Annotated in this window: 13 protein-coding genes and 4 pseudogenes; 7 read left to right on the plus strand and 10 right to left on the minus strand. The window is 63.5% G+C overall.

Translation table 11 applies throughout. The annotated features are described in order from the left end of the window. Positions 1–67: 67 nt before the first annotated feature. The 4 genes and pseudogenes from AC0L39_RS16555 to AC0L39_RS16570 all read right to left on the minus strand — a co-directional run bounded on the left by AC0L39_RS16555 (position 68) and on the right by AC0L39_RS16570 (position 2650). A pseudogene (locus AC0L39_RS16555) lies at positions 68–1259 on the minus strand (efflux RND transporter periplasmic adaptor subunit). Positions 1260–1524: 265 nt separating this feature from the next. After that, on the minus strand, positions 1525–1791 hold the full coding sequence (locus tag AC0L39_RS16560; protein ID WP_473259509.1) for a GlsB/YeaQ/YmgE family stress response membrane protein: 267 nt from the start codon (positions 1789–1791) through the stop codon (positions 1525–1527). Between the two features lie 191 nt (positions 1792–1982). After that, on the minus strand, positions 1983–2282 hold the full coding sequence (gene sciP / locus AC0L39_RS16565) for a CtrA inhibitor SciP (RefSeq protein WP_473259511.1): 300 nt from the start codon (positions 2280–2282) through the stop codon (positions 1983–1985). Then, positions 2282–2650, minus strand: a complete 369-nt coding sequence (locus tag AC0L39_RS16570; protein WP_473259513.1) for a hypothetical protein — start codon at positions 2648–2650, stop codon at positions 2282–2284. Before AC0L39_RS16570 ends, sciP begins: the two co-directional genes overlap by 1 nt. A gap of 178 nt (positions 2651–2828) precedes the next feature. Here AC0L39_RS16570 and mnmA point away from each other — a divergent pair. Beyond that, positions 2829–4014, plus strand: a pseudogene (gene mnmA / locus AC0L39_RS16575) (tRNA 2-thiouridine(34) synthase MnmA). Positions 4015–4049: 35 nt separating this feature from the next. After that, positions 4050–4979, plus strand: coding sequence for a GDP-L-fucose synthase (gene fcl / locus AC0L39_RS16580; protein WP_473259515.1), 930 nt, complete (start codon positions 4050–4052; stop codon positions 4977–4979). 21 nt (positions 4980–5000) lie between these two features. Here the strand turns inward: fcl and AC0L39_RS16585 are convergent, their stop codons facing one another. Continuing rightward, positions 5001–5342, minus strand: coding sequence for a hypothetical protein (locus AC0L39_RS16585; protein WP_473259517.1), 342 nt, complete (start codon positions 5340–5342; stop codon positions 5001–5003). Between the two features lie 35 nt (positions 5343–5377). Here AC0L39_RS16585 and AC0L39_RS16590 point away from each other — a divergent pair, with 35 nt between their 5' ends. Next, positions 5378–6025: a serine hydrolase domain-containing protein gene (locus AC0L39_RS16590; protein WP_473259519.1), complete on the plus strand. Its 648-nt coding sequence runs from the start codon at positions 5378–5380 to the stop codon at positions 6023–6025. Beyond that, positions 5907–6515: a serine hydrolase domain-containing protein gene (locus AC0L39_RS16595; protein ID WP_473259522.1), complete on the plus strand. Its 609-nt coding sequence runs from the start codon at positions 5907–5909 to the stop codon at positions 6513–6515. Before AC0L39_RS16590 ends, AC0L39_RS16595 begins: the two co-directional genes overlap by 119 nt. On the opposite strand, the gene AC0L39_RS16600 is transcribed toward AC0L39_RS16595, so the two are convergent. Together AC0L39_RS16600 and pdxH are read right to left on the minus strand one after the other, a co-directional pair. Continuing rightward, positions 6506–7300 (minus strand): PhzF family phenazine biosynthesis protein, encoded by a 795-nt coding sequence (locus tag AC0L39_RS16600; RefSeq protein ID WP_473259523.1) that lies wholly within the window; start codon positions 7298–7300, stop codon positions 6506–6508. The genes AC0L39_RS16595 and AC0L39_RS16600 overlap by 10 nt on opposite strands. 10 nt (positions 7301–7310) lie before the next feature. Further along, on the minus strand, positions 7311–7964 hold the full coding sequence (pdxH, locus tag AC0L39_RS16605) for a pyridoxamine 5'-phosphate oxidase (protein ID WP_473262433.1): 654 nt from the start codon (positions 7962–7964) through the stop codon (positions 7311–7313). A 231-nt stretch (positions 7965–8195) separates the two neighbouring features. Here pdxH and AC0L39_RS16610 point away from each other — a divergent pair. From AC0L39_RS16610 to fabI, 3 genes and pseudogenes are all read left to right on the plus strand, one after another. Next, a pseudogene (locus AC0L39_RS16610) lies at positions 8196–9184 on the plus strand (DnaJ C-terminal domain-containing protein). A gap of 8 nt (positions 9185–9192) precedes the next feature. Further along, on the plus strand, positions 9193–10251 hold the full coding sequence (locus AC0L39_RS16615) for a YihY/virulence factor BrkB family protein (RefSeq protein ID WP_473259524.1): 1059 nt from the start codon (positions 9193–9195) through the stop codon (positions 10249–10251). Continuing rightward, entirely contained in the window at positions 10248–11072 is an 825-nt protein-coding gene (gene fabI / locus AC0L39_RS16620) for an enoyl-ACP reductase FabI (protein ID WP_473259525.1), read from the plus strand. Before AC0L39_RS16615 ends, fabI begins: the two co-directional genes overlap by 4 nt. 25 nt (positions 11073–11097) lie before the next feature. Here fabI and AC0L39_RS16625 read toward each other — a convergent pair whose 3' ends face one another. The 3 genes and pseudogenes from AC0L39_RS16625 to AC0L39_RS16635 form a co-directional block, all read right to left on the minus strand. Then, a complete protein-coding gene (locus AC0L39_RS16625; protein ID WP_473259526.1) occupies positions 11098–12267 on the minus strand; it encodes a hypothetical protein in 1170 nt (389 codons plus the stop codon). Between the two features lie 84 nt (positions 12268–12351). After that, a complete protein-coding gene (locus AC0L39_RS16630; protein WP_473262435.1) occupies positions 12352–13236 on the minus strand; it encodes a CpsD/CapB family tyrosine-protein kinase in 885 nt (294 codons plus the stop codon). Then, positions 13214–14512 (minus strand): annotated as a pseudogene (locus AC0L39_RS16635) (GumC family protein); the annotation flags it as partial. The pseudogene AC0L39_RS16635 and the gene AC0L39_RS16630, both read right to left, overlap by 23 nt. Position 14513: the final 1 nt, after the last annotated feature.

The following is a 14513-nucleotide window of genomic DNA, read 5'->3' on the forward strand; positions in this document are numbered from 1 at the left end:
CGCTTCGCTACGCCTGTCGTCGCCTCGTATCAGCTACGCCGTACATCAATAACGGGATGAGCCTGCATCAGGCAGTCTCGCGGCGCGGCTTGATGGTTTCACCCGGATTGAGGAAGCCGCCGGCCCGCAGGACGACGAGTTCGTTGCCTGAAAGCCCTTCCATGATCGCGATGCCCTGCGGTGTGGACATGCCCGTGATGACGTCGCGGCGTGTGGCTTTATTGTCCTCGCCCACGATGTAGACGAAGCTGCCAGCCTCGTCCGAGAGCACCGCGCTTTCGGGCAGGACCGTCGCTGTGAGCGAACCGCTGTTGATCCGCGCCGTGGCAAAACCGCCGGGCCGCAGTTCAGGCGCGTAGGAGAGCGCGATGCGCGCCGTGCCTTGGCGGCTTTGCGGGTCGATCACGGGGGAAAGCTGCCACACCTGACCCTCGAACGATTTCTCGGTTCCGGTCGGGATCACATTCGCGACGACGCCTTGCGAAAGGCTGGCGAGCTGCGTTTCGCCCAGTTGCGCAAGCATTTCCATCTCGCCGCCGCGCGCGATGCGGAAAAGCGGGGGGCTGCCGCCGCCGACGGTCTGGCCGGGTTCGACATTGCGTTCGAGGACATAGCCCGATGCCGGGGCAACCACGCTGAGGCGCGCGTTGCGTGCGCGCAGTTCGGACAGCTGGGCCTGCGCCACCTTGACGCGGGCTGCGGTCGAGATCGCGCGTTGCGGTGAGCCTGTCGACGTCGGCCTTGGACACGAAGCCGCGCTCCACCAATTGCAGCGCGCGGTCGAGATTGGCCTGCGCAAGGCTGGCATCGGCCTTCGCCACTTCGATCTGGGCCGCCTGCGCTACGGTCTGCTGGCTCTGGACCGAGCGGTCGATCACGGCGAGCACCTCGCCCTGGCGGACCCAGTCACCGGCATCGACCGGCACGGACACGACGCGGCCGCCTTCGCCGACGACGCCAACCGGCATTTCGCGGCGAGCGGCGATCGTGCCTGGCGCTTCGATAACGCCGTCTATCGTCGTCTTGCCCGGAGCGATGACAGTCACGACCGGAGCTTGCTCATTATCGTCGCCCACGCCCGCGGGCTCGCCGCCAGCAAGGGCGAAATAGGCGGCAATGGCCAGCAGCAGGCCGAAGATGATCGCGCCGATGATCAGGAACGTGCGACCCCTGCCGGACAAGCGCTCCCGGCGCGCCTCTGCCACTTCCGCAGGAACGTTATCGGCGACTTCCGCCCTTATGGTTGTCTCGTAATTCATTGCCTGCGGCCTTTTACGGGGCTTGAGAGCGCCATTCTCCGTCGATGCGAGTGTATTACCGGTATAAGTCACCAAGTGCAAGAGCGCTTAGACCCGGCGCAACTCGAGAACAATCGGCGGTTCGACTGACGACTTGCAGGCTAGACGAAGGGCGAGCCGTATTGGTTCCCCGCCCACAAACCAAAGGGCGGCGCAGCCTGATGCCGCGCCGCCCTTATGGTGTGTAATGTGCGCGCATTTGCGCGCCTTATGCGACCTTTGTGGTTTAGCGGACGCGGCCGCGCTGGATGAGGTTCACGACGCCGAGCAGCACGACCGCACCGATAACGGCAACGACCAGCCCGATGATCGAGAATTCCTGCACGCTGCCGGTGATCCCGAGCAGCGGGCCGGCAATCATATTGCCGATGATGGAGCCGACGCAGCCGACAACGATGTTCCAGAAAATGCCCATCGAGGCATCACGGTTCATCACGAGACTGGCCAGCCAGCCCGCGACACCGCCTACGATCAGTGCAATAATCCATCCCATAACCCATTTCCTCCTGTATATTTTTCAAACGCTTGCGACCCTGAAACGAGCAGGGGGCAGGCCTGTTCCCGCCATTTTTCGGCCGGGATGGAGGATGGTCTAGGTCAGATCGGTTCGAAACGCCAAATAGCGACTGCACCGGGCAGGCGCGCGCGGATATGCTTGCGGCCAGCAAGCCGGCGCTGCTCCGATCAGTATTTGAGTTGGCGCTCGTAAAGGTCGCGGTAGTGCTGAATACGCGTCACGCGCAGGCCTTGCATACCCGAACGGTCGACCGCGCGCTGCCAGGACGCGAATTCCTCCAGCGTGAGGCCGTAGCGCTCCAGCACTTCGTCGATGGTGAGCAAACCGCCATTGACGGCAGCCACCACCTCGGCCTTGCGGCGCACGACCCAGCGCTTCGTCTTGGGCGAAGGCAAGTCGTCGAGCGTCAGCGGCTCGCCCAAGGGGCCGATCACATGTGCTGGGCGGATGTCCTGGTTTTCAATCATCAATTATCTCTTGCATCGCCTTCTTGCGCGTTCTCCGCGGAGATACGGCCTATGTCTCCCGAAGATTTGCAGTGCTCTAAAGCATCAGGGTTAACAGTCGGTTCGCCTTCGCTACGGAACCGGAAATAGGTCGCTGCGGCATCCCCGAAACTTGCTGCGCCGCCTTCGATATTCAACCGCGCATCGCGGCTGAGAACCCGGCGCAGATCGCGCGCTGCATTAAGCTTTGCTGTCAGTTCACTCCATTCGAGAGCCCGCAGCGCATCGCCGCCGCTGGAGGGCACGGCATCATGGCTTCCGACCAGCATTTCGCCGTCGAAATCATCACCGCTCAATTCGCGGGCAATGGGCCTTGTTTTCTCGAACATGACCTATGCTCTAAGGCGCGAGATTAAAAATGTGGTAAAACCGCTGTTTACCGGACCTTAGGATTAGCACGGCTCGTCCCGGCTGCACCGTCGCTTCACCGCGAATGGCCCGAAAAGCGGCGGGACTGGCGCAATACCGCCATTGTTCCTATATGGCCGCCCTACAGAATCGCGATCCATGACCATTACGAAATCCCTTGAAGCCAGCCCGACCTTCGGGCTCGATACCGCCGCCCTGTTCGATTTGCCGCGCCCGGCATCCGAATGCCGGATCGTCGTCGCGATGAGCGGCGGGGTCGATTCGTCGGTGGTCGCGGCCCTTGCCGCCGATACCGGGGCGGAGGTGATCGGGATTACCTTGCAGCTTTACGATTATGGCGCAGCAACGGGCCGCAAGGGCGCGTGCTGCGCGGGCGACGATATCGCCGATGCGCGCGCGGTCTCGGACCGGCTCGGCATTGCGCATTACGTCTTCGACCATGAAAGCGCCTTTCGCGAAGACGTGGTCGAGCAGTTTGCCGACGAATATCTTGCCGGGCGCACACCGGTGCCCTGCATCCGCTGCAATATGGGGCCGAAATTCACCGACCTGTTCCGCATGGCGCGCGAGCTGGGGGCAGACTGCCTCGCCACCGGCCATTACGTCCGCAGGGTTGAAGCGGAAGGAGGCCCGCACCTATACCGCGCGCTCGATCCGGCGCGCGACCAGTCATACTTCCTTTATGCGACCACGCAGGAACAGCTGGACTATATCCGTTTCCCGCTGGGCGGCCTGCCCAAGGCGCAGGTGCGCGAGCTGGCCGAGGCGGCGGGGCTGCGCAATGCGGCCAAGCCCGATAGCCAGGACATCTGCTTTGTGCCCGACGGCAACTACGCCAAGATCGTGACCAAGCTGCGTCCCGAAGGCGGCGTGCCGGGCGATATCGTCCATGCCGAAACCGGCGCAGTGCTGGGCCAGCACAAGGGGATCATCCATTTCACCGTCGGCCAGCGCAAGGGCCTCGACATTGGCGGCCAGCCCGAGCCGCTCTATGTCATCGCGCTCGACGCCGAAACGCGCGAGGTTCGGGTCGGGCCCAAGCGGCTGCTCGGCGTGGAAAGCGCTGCCGTGATCGAGACGAGATCGGATCGGCGCGCTGCCGGACGAACCGCTGAGCGCCAAGGTCCGCAGCCTGGCAAAGCCGGTTCCGGTCACGCTCGAAGGGCGCCTCGGCGATGGCGGGACAGTGCGGCTGCATTTCGCGACCCCCGAATTTGGCGTCGCTCCGGGACAGGCGGCGGTCATCTATGCCGGTGAGCGCGTGATCGGTGGGGGGTGGCTCGATTCCACGCGCTCGGTTGCGCAGAGCGAAGCTGCCGCTTAGAGCGCCGGCTCGGTTGCAGTCGGCAAGGGCTTTTCATGTACGATCTGAGTAACAAGCGCATCTATGTCGCCGGACATCGCGGCATGGTCGGCGGCGCGATCGTGCGCCAGCTGGAGGCTCGCGGCGCGCGGGTGCTGACCGCGCCGCGCGCGGTCGACCTGCGCGAACAGGCGGCGGTGCGCGACTGGTTTGCCGCGAACCGCCCCGATGCGGTTATCGTTGCTGCGGCCAAGGTGGGCGGGATCCTTGCCAATGACAGCTATCCGGCGGAGTTTCTCTACGACAACCTCATGATCGAGGCGAACCTGATCGAGGCAGCGCACCGGCACGATGCTGAAAAGCTGCTGTTCCTCGGCTCCTCGTGCATCTACCCCAAGCAGGCGCCGCAGCCGATCCCCGAAGAGGCGCTGCTGACCGGCCCGCTGGAGCCGACCAATGAATGGTACGCGATAGCGAAGATCACTGGGATCAAGCTGTGCCAGGCCTATCGCCGCCAATATGGCCGCGACTATATCAGCGCGATGCCGACCAATCTTTACGGCCCCGGCGACAATTTCGACCTTCGATCCTCCCACGTCCTTCCCGCTCTGATCCGCAAGGCGCACGAAGCGAAGCTGGCAGGCGATGACAGTATCACGATCTGGGGCACGGGTACGCCGCGCCGCGAATTCCTCCATGTCGACGATCTGGCGGCGGGCTGCATCTTCCTGCTCGAAAACTACTCGGGCGAGCAACACGTCAATCTCGGCTCGGGCACCGATCTCACGATCAACGAGCTGGTCGCGGCAGTGTGCAAGGTCGTCGGCTTCGAAGGCGAGGTCGTGCGCGACACCTCCAAGCCGGACGGCACGCCGCGCAAGCTGATGGACGGATCGAAGATCGCCGCGATGGGGTGGAAACCGACGATCGCGCTCGAAGACGGCATCAAGGATGCCTATCGCTGGTTCCTCGAAAACGTCGCCTAGGCACAGCGCGGGTCGGGCGCGTTAGCCCTCCCACTTCTCCAGCACGCAGCCATAGCCATCTCGGTATGTCGCGGTGTTGCTGGTGACGAGCGGGAAGCGCGCGGTCACGCTTTGAGCCTCGGGATCGTCGGACAAGGTGACCAACTCCATCCCTGCAAGCTTGTCCTTCTCGCAATCCTCCATGCTGCGCCCGGCGACGAAGCGGCACGAGCACGCAACCCGCGCGGCATAGGACGAGCCGACATCGGCATAGCCGCCAATCGGCGTACGATAGGTGTAAAGCGCTGCGGCAATCGCTGCGGCGATAACGAGCAACGCCCACGGGAGGATACGGGATTTCGCCGGATGCTTGGAATTTGCCATTGCCACGGCGATATCCTTGGGGAATTGAGAGCGCAATGACCGATCGACCCGCACCGCTTCGTTTTGCCGCTCTTGCTGTTCTGCCTGCCCTGCTGGCTGCCTGCGGACCGGCCCCGGATACCGCGCCGACGCCGCTAAGCGAGGACGCTCTGGCTGCGGTGAAGGCCGATGCGGGCGCGCCCAGGGACCAGCTTGCCCGCGAGATCGACGAGGTGTTTACCGGCGATGACCTGGGTGAGACGCGCGCGCTCGTGCTGATGGCGGACGGCGAGCTCGCAGCCGAGCGCTATGCGCCCGGATACGATGCAGACACGCGCTTTGTCAGCTGGTCGATGGCCAAGACGGTCACCGCCGTGCTGATCGGGATGCTGGTCGCCGATGGCAAGCTGACGGTGGATGACCCCGCGCCCGTCCCGATGTGGCAGCGCCCCGGCGATCCGCGATCCGAGATCACCTTGCGCCACCTGCTCCAGATGCGCAGCGGCCTGCGCCACACCGAAGCGGGCGATCCGCCTTACGAGTCCTCCGAGGTGCGGATGCTGTTCCTCGACGAGCCGCGACGATATGGCGCGCTGGGCGAAGGAACAGCCGCTCGAGGCCGAGCCGGGCGAGCGGTTCGAGTATTCGTCAAACACCACCGTCATCCTCGCCGACATCGCCGCGCGGGCGCTGACCGGCAGTGACGATCCGGAGATCCGGCGCGCGGCGGTCGACGACTTCCTGCAAGAGCGGTTGTTCGAACCGCTCGGCATGAAGAGCATGGTGCTTGAATACGATGCCTCGGGTACGCTGGTCGGCGGCAGCCTGATGCACGCCACGGCGCGGGATTGGGCAAGATTCGGCGAATTCATGCGCCGCGGCGGGCGCTCGGTGCAAGGCGAGCAATTGGTGCCGACCCGCTGGATCACCGCGATGACCACGCCAAGCCCGGCGAGCGGTTTCTACGGCTTCCAGACATGGCTCAACCGCGAAAGCGGGATCGACCGCGACGAGGACATCCCCGACCGCGGTCCGGACACGATGTTCGCCGCCGTCGGCCATATGGGCCAGTATGTGCTCGTCAGCCCCGACCAGCGCATCACGCTTGCGAGGCTGGGGCATTCGGACCGGTCGCAGCGCTACAAGATGCTGGGGCAATTGTTCGATATCGTGGAGCTTTATCCTCAGAGGTAGAATGCACCTTCTACCACGGTCACGCATGGCCCGCCGAGCCATGCGCGGTCGCCCTCCAGCCGCAAGGTGAGGTCGCCGCCGCGCTTGCTCGCCTGATGCGCCGTCAAGCTTTCGCGCCCCAGTTTTGCAGCCCAATACGGTGTCAGCGCCGCGTGGGCCGAGCCGGTCACACTGTCCTCGTCCACGCCCCCGCCCGGCACGAAGACGCGGCTGACGATATCGGTGTTTTCGCCCGGTGCGGTGCAGATGAACTGGTCCGCGCCCAGCTTTTCAAGGCCGCGAATGTCCGGATCGAGCGCCCGTACCGCCGCCTCATCCTCGAACAGGAAGATGTTGTAGCCATCCGGATTGCGGTGGACCGCCTGAGGCATGGCCCCGAGCAGGTGCACCGCCTCGGCATGTTCGGCTGGCTGTGCCGGGATCGCGGGCAGGCCCAGCGCGTATTCAACGCCATCGCGGCGCACGTCGAGGATGCCCGCCTTGCGCGTGCGAAACGTGACCCGCTCGCCGCCATCCCGGCCCAGCAGAACGTGCCCGCTCGCCAGCGTTGCATGGCCGCATAATCGCACCTCCTCGGTCGGTGTGCACCAGCGCAGCTCCCAGTCCGCCTCGCCCGTATCGTCGCGCACGACGAAGGCGGTTTCGGCAAACAGGTTCTCCGCCGCGATCGCCACCAGCACATCGTCCGGAAGCCATTCCTCCAGCACCATCACTGCCGCCTGATTGCCGCCAAAGGGCTCGTTTGCAAAGGCATCGACGTGCCAATAGGGGATTTGCTGGGTCATGGCGTGCACCTCACGGATAGAGGAGCGTGTCGGACCAGCCCAAGGCGTCGCCCGCACCCTCCAGAGTGAACATCCGGCGATCATGCAGCCGGTTGTCCCTGTCCATCCAGAACTCAATTCTTTCAGGCATCAAAGTGAAACCTGTCCAGTGATCCGGACGCGGCACCTTGCCCTCCTGCTCATGCTGTGCCCACAGCTCGGCCACGCGGTCGAGGTAATCCTGCCGGTCCGCAAGCGCACGCGACTGGTCGCTGGCAGCAGAGCCGACCTGGCTCTTGTACGGGCGCGAGTGGAAATACGCATCGGCGCGCTCCGCTGAGACTTCCTCCAGCGGGCCTTCGATGCGGATCTGGCGGCGCAGGCTCTTCCAGTGGAAGAGCAATGCGGCCTGCATGTTGGCGCGAATTTCCTCGCCCTTGCGGCTGTCTGCATTGGTGAAGAAGGTGAAGCCACCGCCGGGCGCTTCCTCTGCGCCATGCCCCTTGAGCAGCACCATCCGCACCGACGGTGCGCCGCCGGGCGTCGCTGTCGCAAGCGCCATCGCATTGGGATCGTTGGGCTCGCTTTCCCGTGCAAGCGCGAACCATTGATCGAACAGCGCAAACGGATCGGCTCCGGCGGGGATCTGGCTGTCCGCCAGCTGGCTGTCGTCGAGATCAGGCATATCGGGCATGTCGGTTCACTGCGCTCCTTCATGAGACACATGAGACAGTGTCCTGGGGTGAAAGTCCCGCCCCCCTGCCGAGGTTCCTCGAAGCGATGGCAATGGATCGGCGAATTCGTGCGTCATCCTCGCGCGATAGACCCCCCGGGCGCAGTAGGAAAGCGTCCCATGGCAAGGCGATACGGCAAGTCATGCTTGCACCTGTGCACTGTCTCACCTAGCTAACACGCCATGGGCGATCCGTACAAAACACTTGGTGTCGCGCGCACTGCGTCCGAAAAGGACATCAAGAGCGCCTATCGCAAGCTCGCCAAGGAGCTGCATCCCGACAAGAACAAGGACAATCCGAAAGCGCCGGAGAGATTCTCCGACGTGACCAAGGCGTATGACCTGTTGTCGGACAAGGACAAGCGCGCGCAGTTCGATCGCGGCGAGATCGATGCCGAGGGCAATCCGCTCAATCCCTTTGCCGGGATGGGCGGCGGTTTCGGTCGCGGCGGATATGGCGGACGGCCCGGCGGCGGCTTTCGCGATCCGGAATTCAGCGGTGCCACACCCGAAGACATCGACCTTGGCGATCTGTTCGAGGGGCTGTTTGGCGGCGGGCGAGCGCGCACCGCTGGCGACGGCGCGGGCGGCGCGCGGCGCGGGTTCGGCCAGCGCCCCCCGCCCCCAAGAAACGCGGCGCCGATATCCAGTACCGGCTCGCGGTTCCGTTCGTCGATGCGGCAGCCGGGCGCGACCAGCGCATCACGCTCGCCGATGGCAAGGCGATCAATCTGAAACTGCCCGGCGGTGTCGAGGACGGCACACAGATGCGGCTCAAGGGCAAGGGTCACGAAGGTCCCGGCGGGTCAGGCGACGGCATTGTCGTGATCGAAGTGGGGAGCCATCCGTTCTTCCGCCGCGATGGCGATCATATCCGCATGGACCTGCCGATCACGCTGGACGAGGCGATTCGCGGCGCCCAGGTGAAATGCCCGACGGTCGACGGCCCGGTCATGCTGACCATCAAGCCCGGGACCAATGGCGGCACGGTGATGCGGCTCGCGGGCAAGGGCTGGTCGAAGAAAGGCGCGAAGGCCAAGGACGGCAAGCCGGCGCGCGGAGACCAGCTGGTGACGCTGGAGATTCAGCTGCCCGAAGACCTCGGCCCGCTTGAGGAAAAGCTCGGCGATTGGGTGGATCTGGCACGGCCACGCGAGAAATTCGGGCTATAGCGCACGGGATGATCTCCCCGACAAACCTTCCCCCACCCTCAGAACGCGAAGTCCAATCGCTTTCGCCCGAGGCGCGCCGGATGAAACGGCGGCGAGGGATCGTGCCTCCGGCTCACTTGACATCCGGCCCGCTCACGAATCGCAAACTGCCAAGCTGGCGCGCGGCGTTATCTGCCGCCGCCGGTCCGATGGCGCCGGGCACGCGCATTTTCGAAGTGATCAAGCGTACGGCTGTTGGCACCTATAATGACGGCTTCATCCACGCCGGGAACCTTGCCTACCTGTCGATGCTGGCGATCTTTCCGTTCTTCATCATCAGCGGGGCACTGTTCCAGCTGATCGGCGAGGTCGCGGAACGCCGGATGATGATCGACGCGGTGCTGCTGTCGATGCCACCAACCGTGGCGCGGGTGATCGGGCCGGTCGCCTCCGACGTAGTCGATGCGCGGTCGGGCTGGCTGCTGTGGGTCGGCGTGGCCATCGGTCTGTGGACCGTGTCGAGCCTGATCGAGACTATTCGCGACATCCTGCGCCGCGCTTACGGCACGAAAGCCAGCCATGCGTTCTGGAAATATCGGCTGTTTTCCGCAGGGTTGATCCTTGGCGCGGTGATCCTGCTGATGGTGTCGCTGTTCGCAACAGTTTCGATCGGCGCTGCGCAGCAAGTGATCGATGCGCGCTTTCCGCAGCTGAACGAAGCAGTTTCGACCTTGCGGATAACGCGTATCATCCCGGCTCTTGGCCTCACCGGATCGCTCTACCTGCTGTTCTACACGTTGACGCCGGGCGAATATCGCCCCCGGCGCTACCCCAAATGGCCCGGCGCGCTGTTCACAGCGGCGTGGTGGCTGGGCGTGACCACCGCCCTGCCCGCCGTGCTCGGACGGTTTTTCACATACGACCTCACCTATGGCAGCCTTGCGGGGATCATCATCGCTCTGCTGTTTTTCTGGCTCGTCGGGCTGGGACTGGTTATCGGTGCGGAATTGAACGCCGCTCTCGCCGAACCCGACGAGTGCACGGGCACGGCGGCGGACACGGACTGCGATGAGGAGGACACTGCATGAGCGATCTGATGAAGGGCAAACGCGGGCTGATAATGGGCCTTGCGAACGACAAGTCGCTCGCATGGGGCATCGCCAAACAACTGGCGGATAATGGCGCCGAGCTGGCATTCTCCTATCAGGGCGAGGCGCTGGCCAAGCGGGTGAAGCCCCTGGCAGAACAGCTCGGCAGCGACTTCACCTTCGAATGCGATGTATCCGACATGGCATCGCTCGATGCTGCCTTTGCGACATTGAAAGAGCGCTGGGACACGCTCGACTTCGTGGTCCACGCCATCGGCTTTTCCGACAAAAGCGAGCTGCGCGGCAAATATGTCGATACCAGCCTCGACAATTTCCTGATGACGATGAACATCTCGGCCTATTCGCTGGTCGCCGTGACCAAGCGCGCAGCGGAGATGATGCCGCCGCTGGGCGAAGACGGCAGCGGGGGCGGCAGCATCGTCACCCTTACCTATTACGGGGCCGAGAAGGTCGTCCCGCACTACAACGTCATGGGCGTGGCCAAGGCGGCTCTCGAGACCAGCGTGAAATATCTCGCCAACGATCTGGGGCCGCGCGGCATCCGGGTGAATGCGATCAGCGCCGGACCGGTGAAGACGCTCGCGGCGAGCGGGATCGGCGATTTCCGCTACATCCTCAAATGGAACGAACTGAATTCGCCTCTCCGGCGCAACATCACGATCGACGATGTCGGCGGTGCGGGGCTGTATTTCTGCTCACCCCTGTCATCGGGCGTGACCGGCGAGACGCACCATGTCGACGGCGGTTATCACATAGTCGGGATGAAGCAGGAAGACGCACCGGATATCGCGCTGGGCTGATTGCGCTGGGCTGAAGGCACTGGGCTTAGCGCTCGGTGATCTCGATCCGGCTGAGCGCGGTGCGCAGGGACTGTTGACCGCTGAATGCCCGCGCATTGATGCCAAGCTGCATCTGCTCACACGGTGCATTCTCAATCGTCAAAACGTTGGCGCCCGCCTCCAGCGCCTGCGCGAAGAACGGCGCTTCCTGCCCTGGGCAGCGCAGCTCGATCCGCACCGCCTCTGCCCGCGCAGAGCTCTCCGGCGTTTGCGTCAGCCGTAACTCGAACGGAGCTGCAGGTGTTGGCAGGATGCGCTGCGCGATGATCCCGCCCTGACCGGGCCGCGCAAACACCTCGAGCTGGTCGCCGCTCAGACTTTGTTGAGCGCGAAAATCGCCTTCGTCGACGAAGCGCCAGTCGAAGGGCGGAAAGTCCGAAGTCCAGTCGAGCCGGGCCATGTCGGCAGGCCTGCCCTCGCCTTCGGTCAACGCCAAAAACAGCGCGCCCGCCACTTCGAGCTCGCCCGCATTGACGAGCGCGCTCACGAGCCTGCGGTCGAATTCGCCGTCCACGAGCTCACGCTCCGCACGCAGCCGGGCGATGCTAAGGAGAAGGTCCGGCTTGTGTATTGCATACGCAGTGAAGAAATACTCGTGCCAGATCGATGATCCGTCGAGCATGCGCGCAAATACCGGGATCGTCCGCTCGTCTAGCAGCGCTTCCCCCAGAACCGGGAAGAACTCGCGTTGATAGGTGGGGTGCGCGCGCAGGATCTGGTCGAGCGTCGCAATCGCCGGCTCGTACTCGCCGCTTGCGAGATGCTTCTCAAGCACGACGCCCTGCAGCGTCAGGTCGCGGCGGTTGAGACGCGATGCTGTGAGCGCAATTTTGTTGCGCTGTGCCTCATCTTCCTGCGCCAGCGCAAGCAGCGCGTGCGATTTGGCGCTGGACGGGTCGCGGCGAAGTGCATCTAGCGACAGGTCGCTCACCGCAGCGGCGGCAGGCTGCACCATTGCCGGATCGGTGAGGCCTTCACGAAAACGCTCGAACGCGGCCTTTTCATACGCCTCGCCATTGGGCGGAAACAGGGCCATCGCGGTTTCAGGCGCCGTGTCGGTCGCGATCATGCTGATGGTCTGAAGCCCGGCGAATACACTTATGGCAAGGCCAGCCGCGACGCTGAGTGCGAGCCGACCAGGATTGAGCACGGCCATCAGGCAGATTTCCTGGAATGACTGCGCGCACGGCCAAACCCGACCACTTCAGTCAGCAAGACCTCATCCATGCCGCGGCGCTGCCTAGATGGCCTCGTCTGCGGACTTCTGCCCATAGCCATATCCATAACCGTAGCCGTAGCCATAGCCGTAGGACGAATTCTTCTCGTCCAGCTTGGTAACGAGTGCGCCGTAGACATGCGCGCCGGTGCTCTTGAGCCGGTCAAGCGCGCGTTCGATAGCCCGCAATTTGATCCGGTCATGTTCGATCGCGTAGACCACGCCGTCGACCGAGCGCGCCAATTCGATCGCATCGGCAAGCGCCAGCATGGGCGCGCTGTCGATAATGACCTGGTCGTATTGCTGTTTCGCCAGCTCGACAATTTCCCGCATCCTCGCGCTGGCAAGCAGCTCGACCGGGTTCGGCGGAGTGCGTCCGTGCGGCAGGAAGTCGAAGCCATGTCCATCCACGGTCACGACTTCGCTGGCGATACTGCCAGCAGCCCCGGTGAGCAACGCGGTCAGACCGCCATTCTTGTTGGCGACATCGCCGACCAGGTCGCTCATGCGTGAGTTGCGCAAATCGGCATCGATGAGCAGCGTTCTCTTGCCCAGCTGCGTAAAGCTGCTGGCCAGCGCGAACGAGGAAATCGACTTGCCCTCTGCCGGTACCGACGAGGTGAGCATGAGCGCCCTTGGCGCACCGTCCGGAGTGAGGAAGCCGAGATTGGTCCGCACGGACTTGTAGGATTCGCTGAGTTCGGACGAACGCTCGAGCAGGTTCTCGCCGAGCGAGATCGCTGTCGATGTGCGGGATGGCACCGAGCACCGGCAGACCAAGCCTCCGCGATACTTCCTGCGGATCCTTGAGCGTCTGGCTAAGGGCAACACGAAGGTAAACAAGCACTGCAACCAGAGCGAGGCCGAACGCCGTGGCGACCAGCAGATTCTGGAACAGCGACGGAGCATAGGGCGATCCCGGCGGCAAAGCACGGTCGATCAGCGTAATGTTGTTCTGACCGGCGCCCGATGCCTCGAGCCCCTTGTAACGCTGCAAGAGCGCATCATAGAGCTCGCGGTTGGTTTCGACCTCGCGCTTGAGGATGCCGTAATTGATGCTCTGGCCCTGCTGGCTCAGGAAGCGGCCCCGGGCCGCTTCGAAACGGTCGCGCAGGCTCGCCTCGCGCATTTCCGCAGATTGCTCGATCGAAGCGGTTTCACGGGCGATCGCTTCCTGCAGCACTTGCACTTCGGTCTGCTTGTCGACCAGCGCGGGATAGCGCGGGCCGAAGTTTGCCTGCAGCTGGGCCAGCTCGGCCTGCGCGGCAACCAGATCGGAGCGGAGCTCGTTGCGCGGGTCCGATGCCGGGAAATCTCCGGTCAATGTCGAGGCACGCGCGGCAATCCTGTCGGATGTCGCCTGCGCCAGTTCCGCGTTGAGCGCGGAGAGATCGTTGGCGATGAGGGTCTGCGTGGCGCTTTCGGAGCCCGCTTCACCGTCATTGTTTTCAAGGATGAGAATGCCATTGGCATTGGCATATTCGATCAGTTCGGTTTCCGACTGGGCGAGCCGCTCGCGCAGCTCGGCGATCTGGTCGTTCAGGTAATCGCGTGCCTGGATATTGTCACCGAACCGCTTTTCGTAATTGGCTGCGATGAATTCCTCGGCCCAGAGATTGGCCAGCCTCGCCGAAACGGTGGGCGAGGGGCTCGAAAAGCGCAAATCGACCAGGTTCGATTGCGTAATCGGGGCAATCGAGATCCCGCCCAGCAGGATATTCTGCAGCCGGCGATCGGTGAGGCTGGCTGCGTTCTTAAGCTTGAAGGCTTCGAGAAATTCCTCGTCGCGAGACAAATTGCCGGCTTCGATAACGCGCGCAGCCATGAACCGCGATTCGAGCAGTTCGTATTGCGTGTTGAGATAGTTCATCTCAGACAGGCGCGAGGTCCGCTCGAGCGGATCGACATTCGTGATATTGGAGGTTTCGTTCTGAATCTCGAGCCGCGCGTCGGCGCGAAACAATTCGGTCGAAAGCAGGGTGATGACGACGCCCGCCAGAATGCACAGCGCAATAATACCGGCAATCCAGTATTTCAGCGCCCGCGCCTCGCTCAGATAGCGCTCGATATCCAGGCTGAAGCGGTCGTCCGCCTGCTCGGGATAACCCTTTTCCACAAATCCCTGATCGGAATAGCCTGCGGACAAGGGATCCCGACCGGCAATAATAGATTTTGTCTCGTTCATG

It is taken from the genome of Erythrobacter sp. K21-9 (assembly GCF_055808355.1).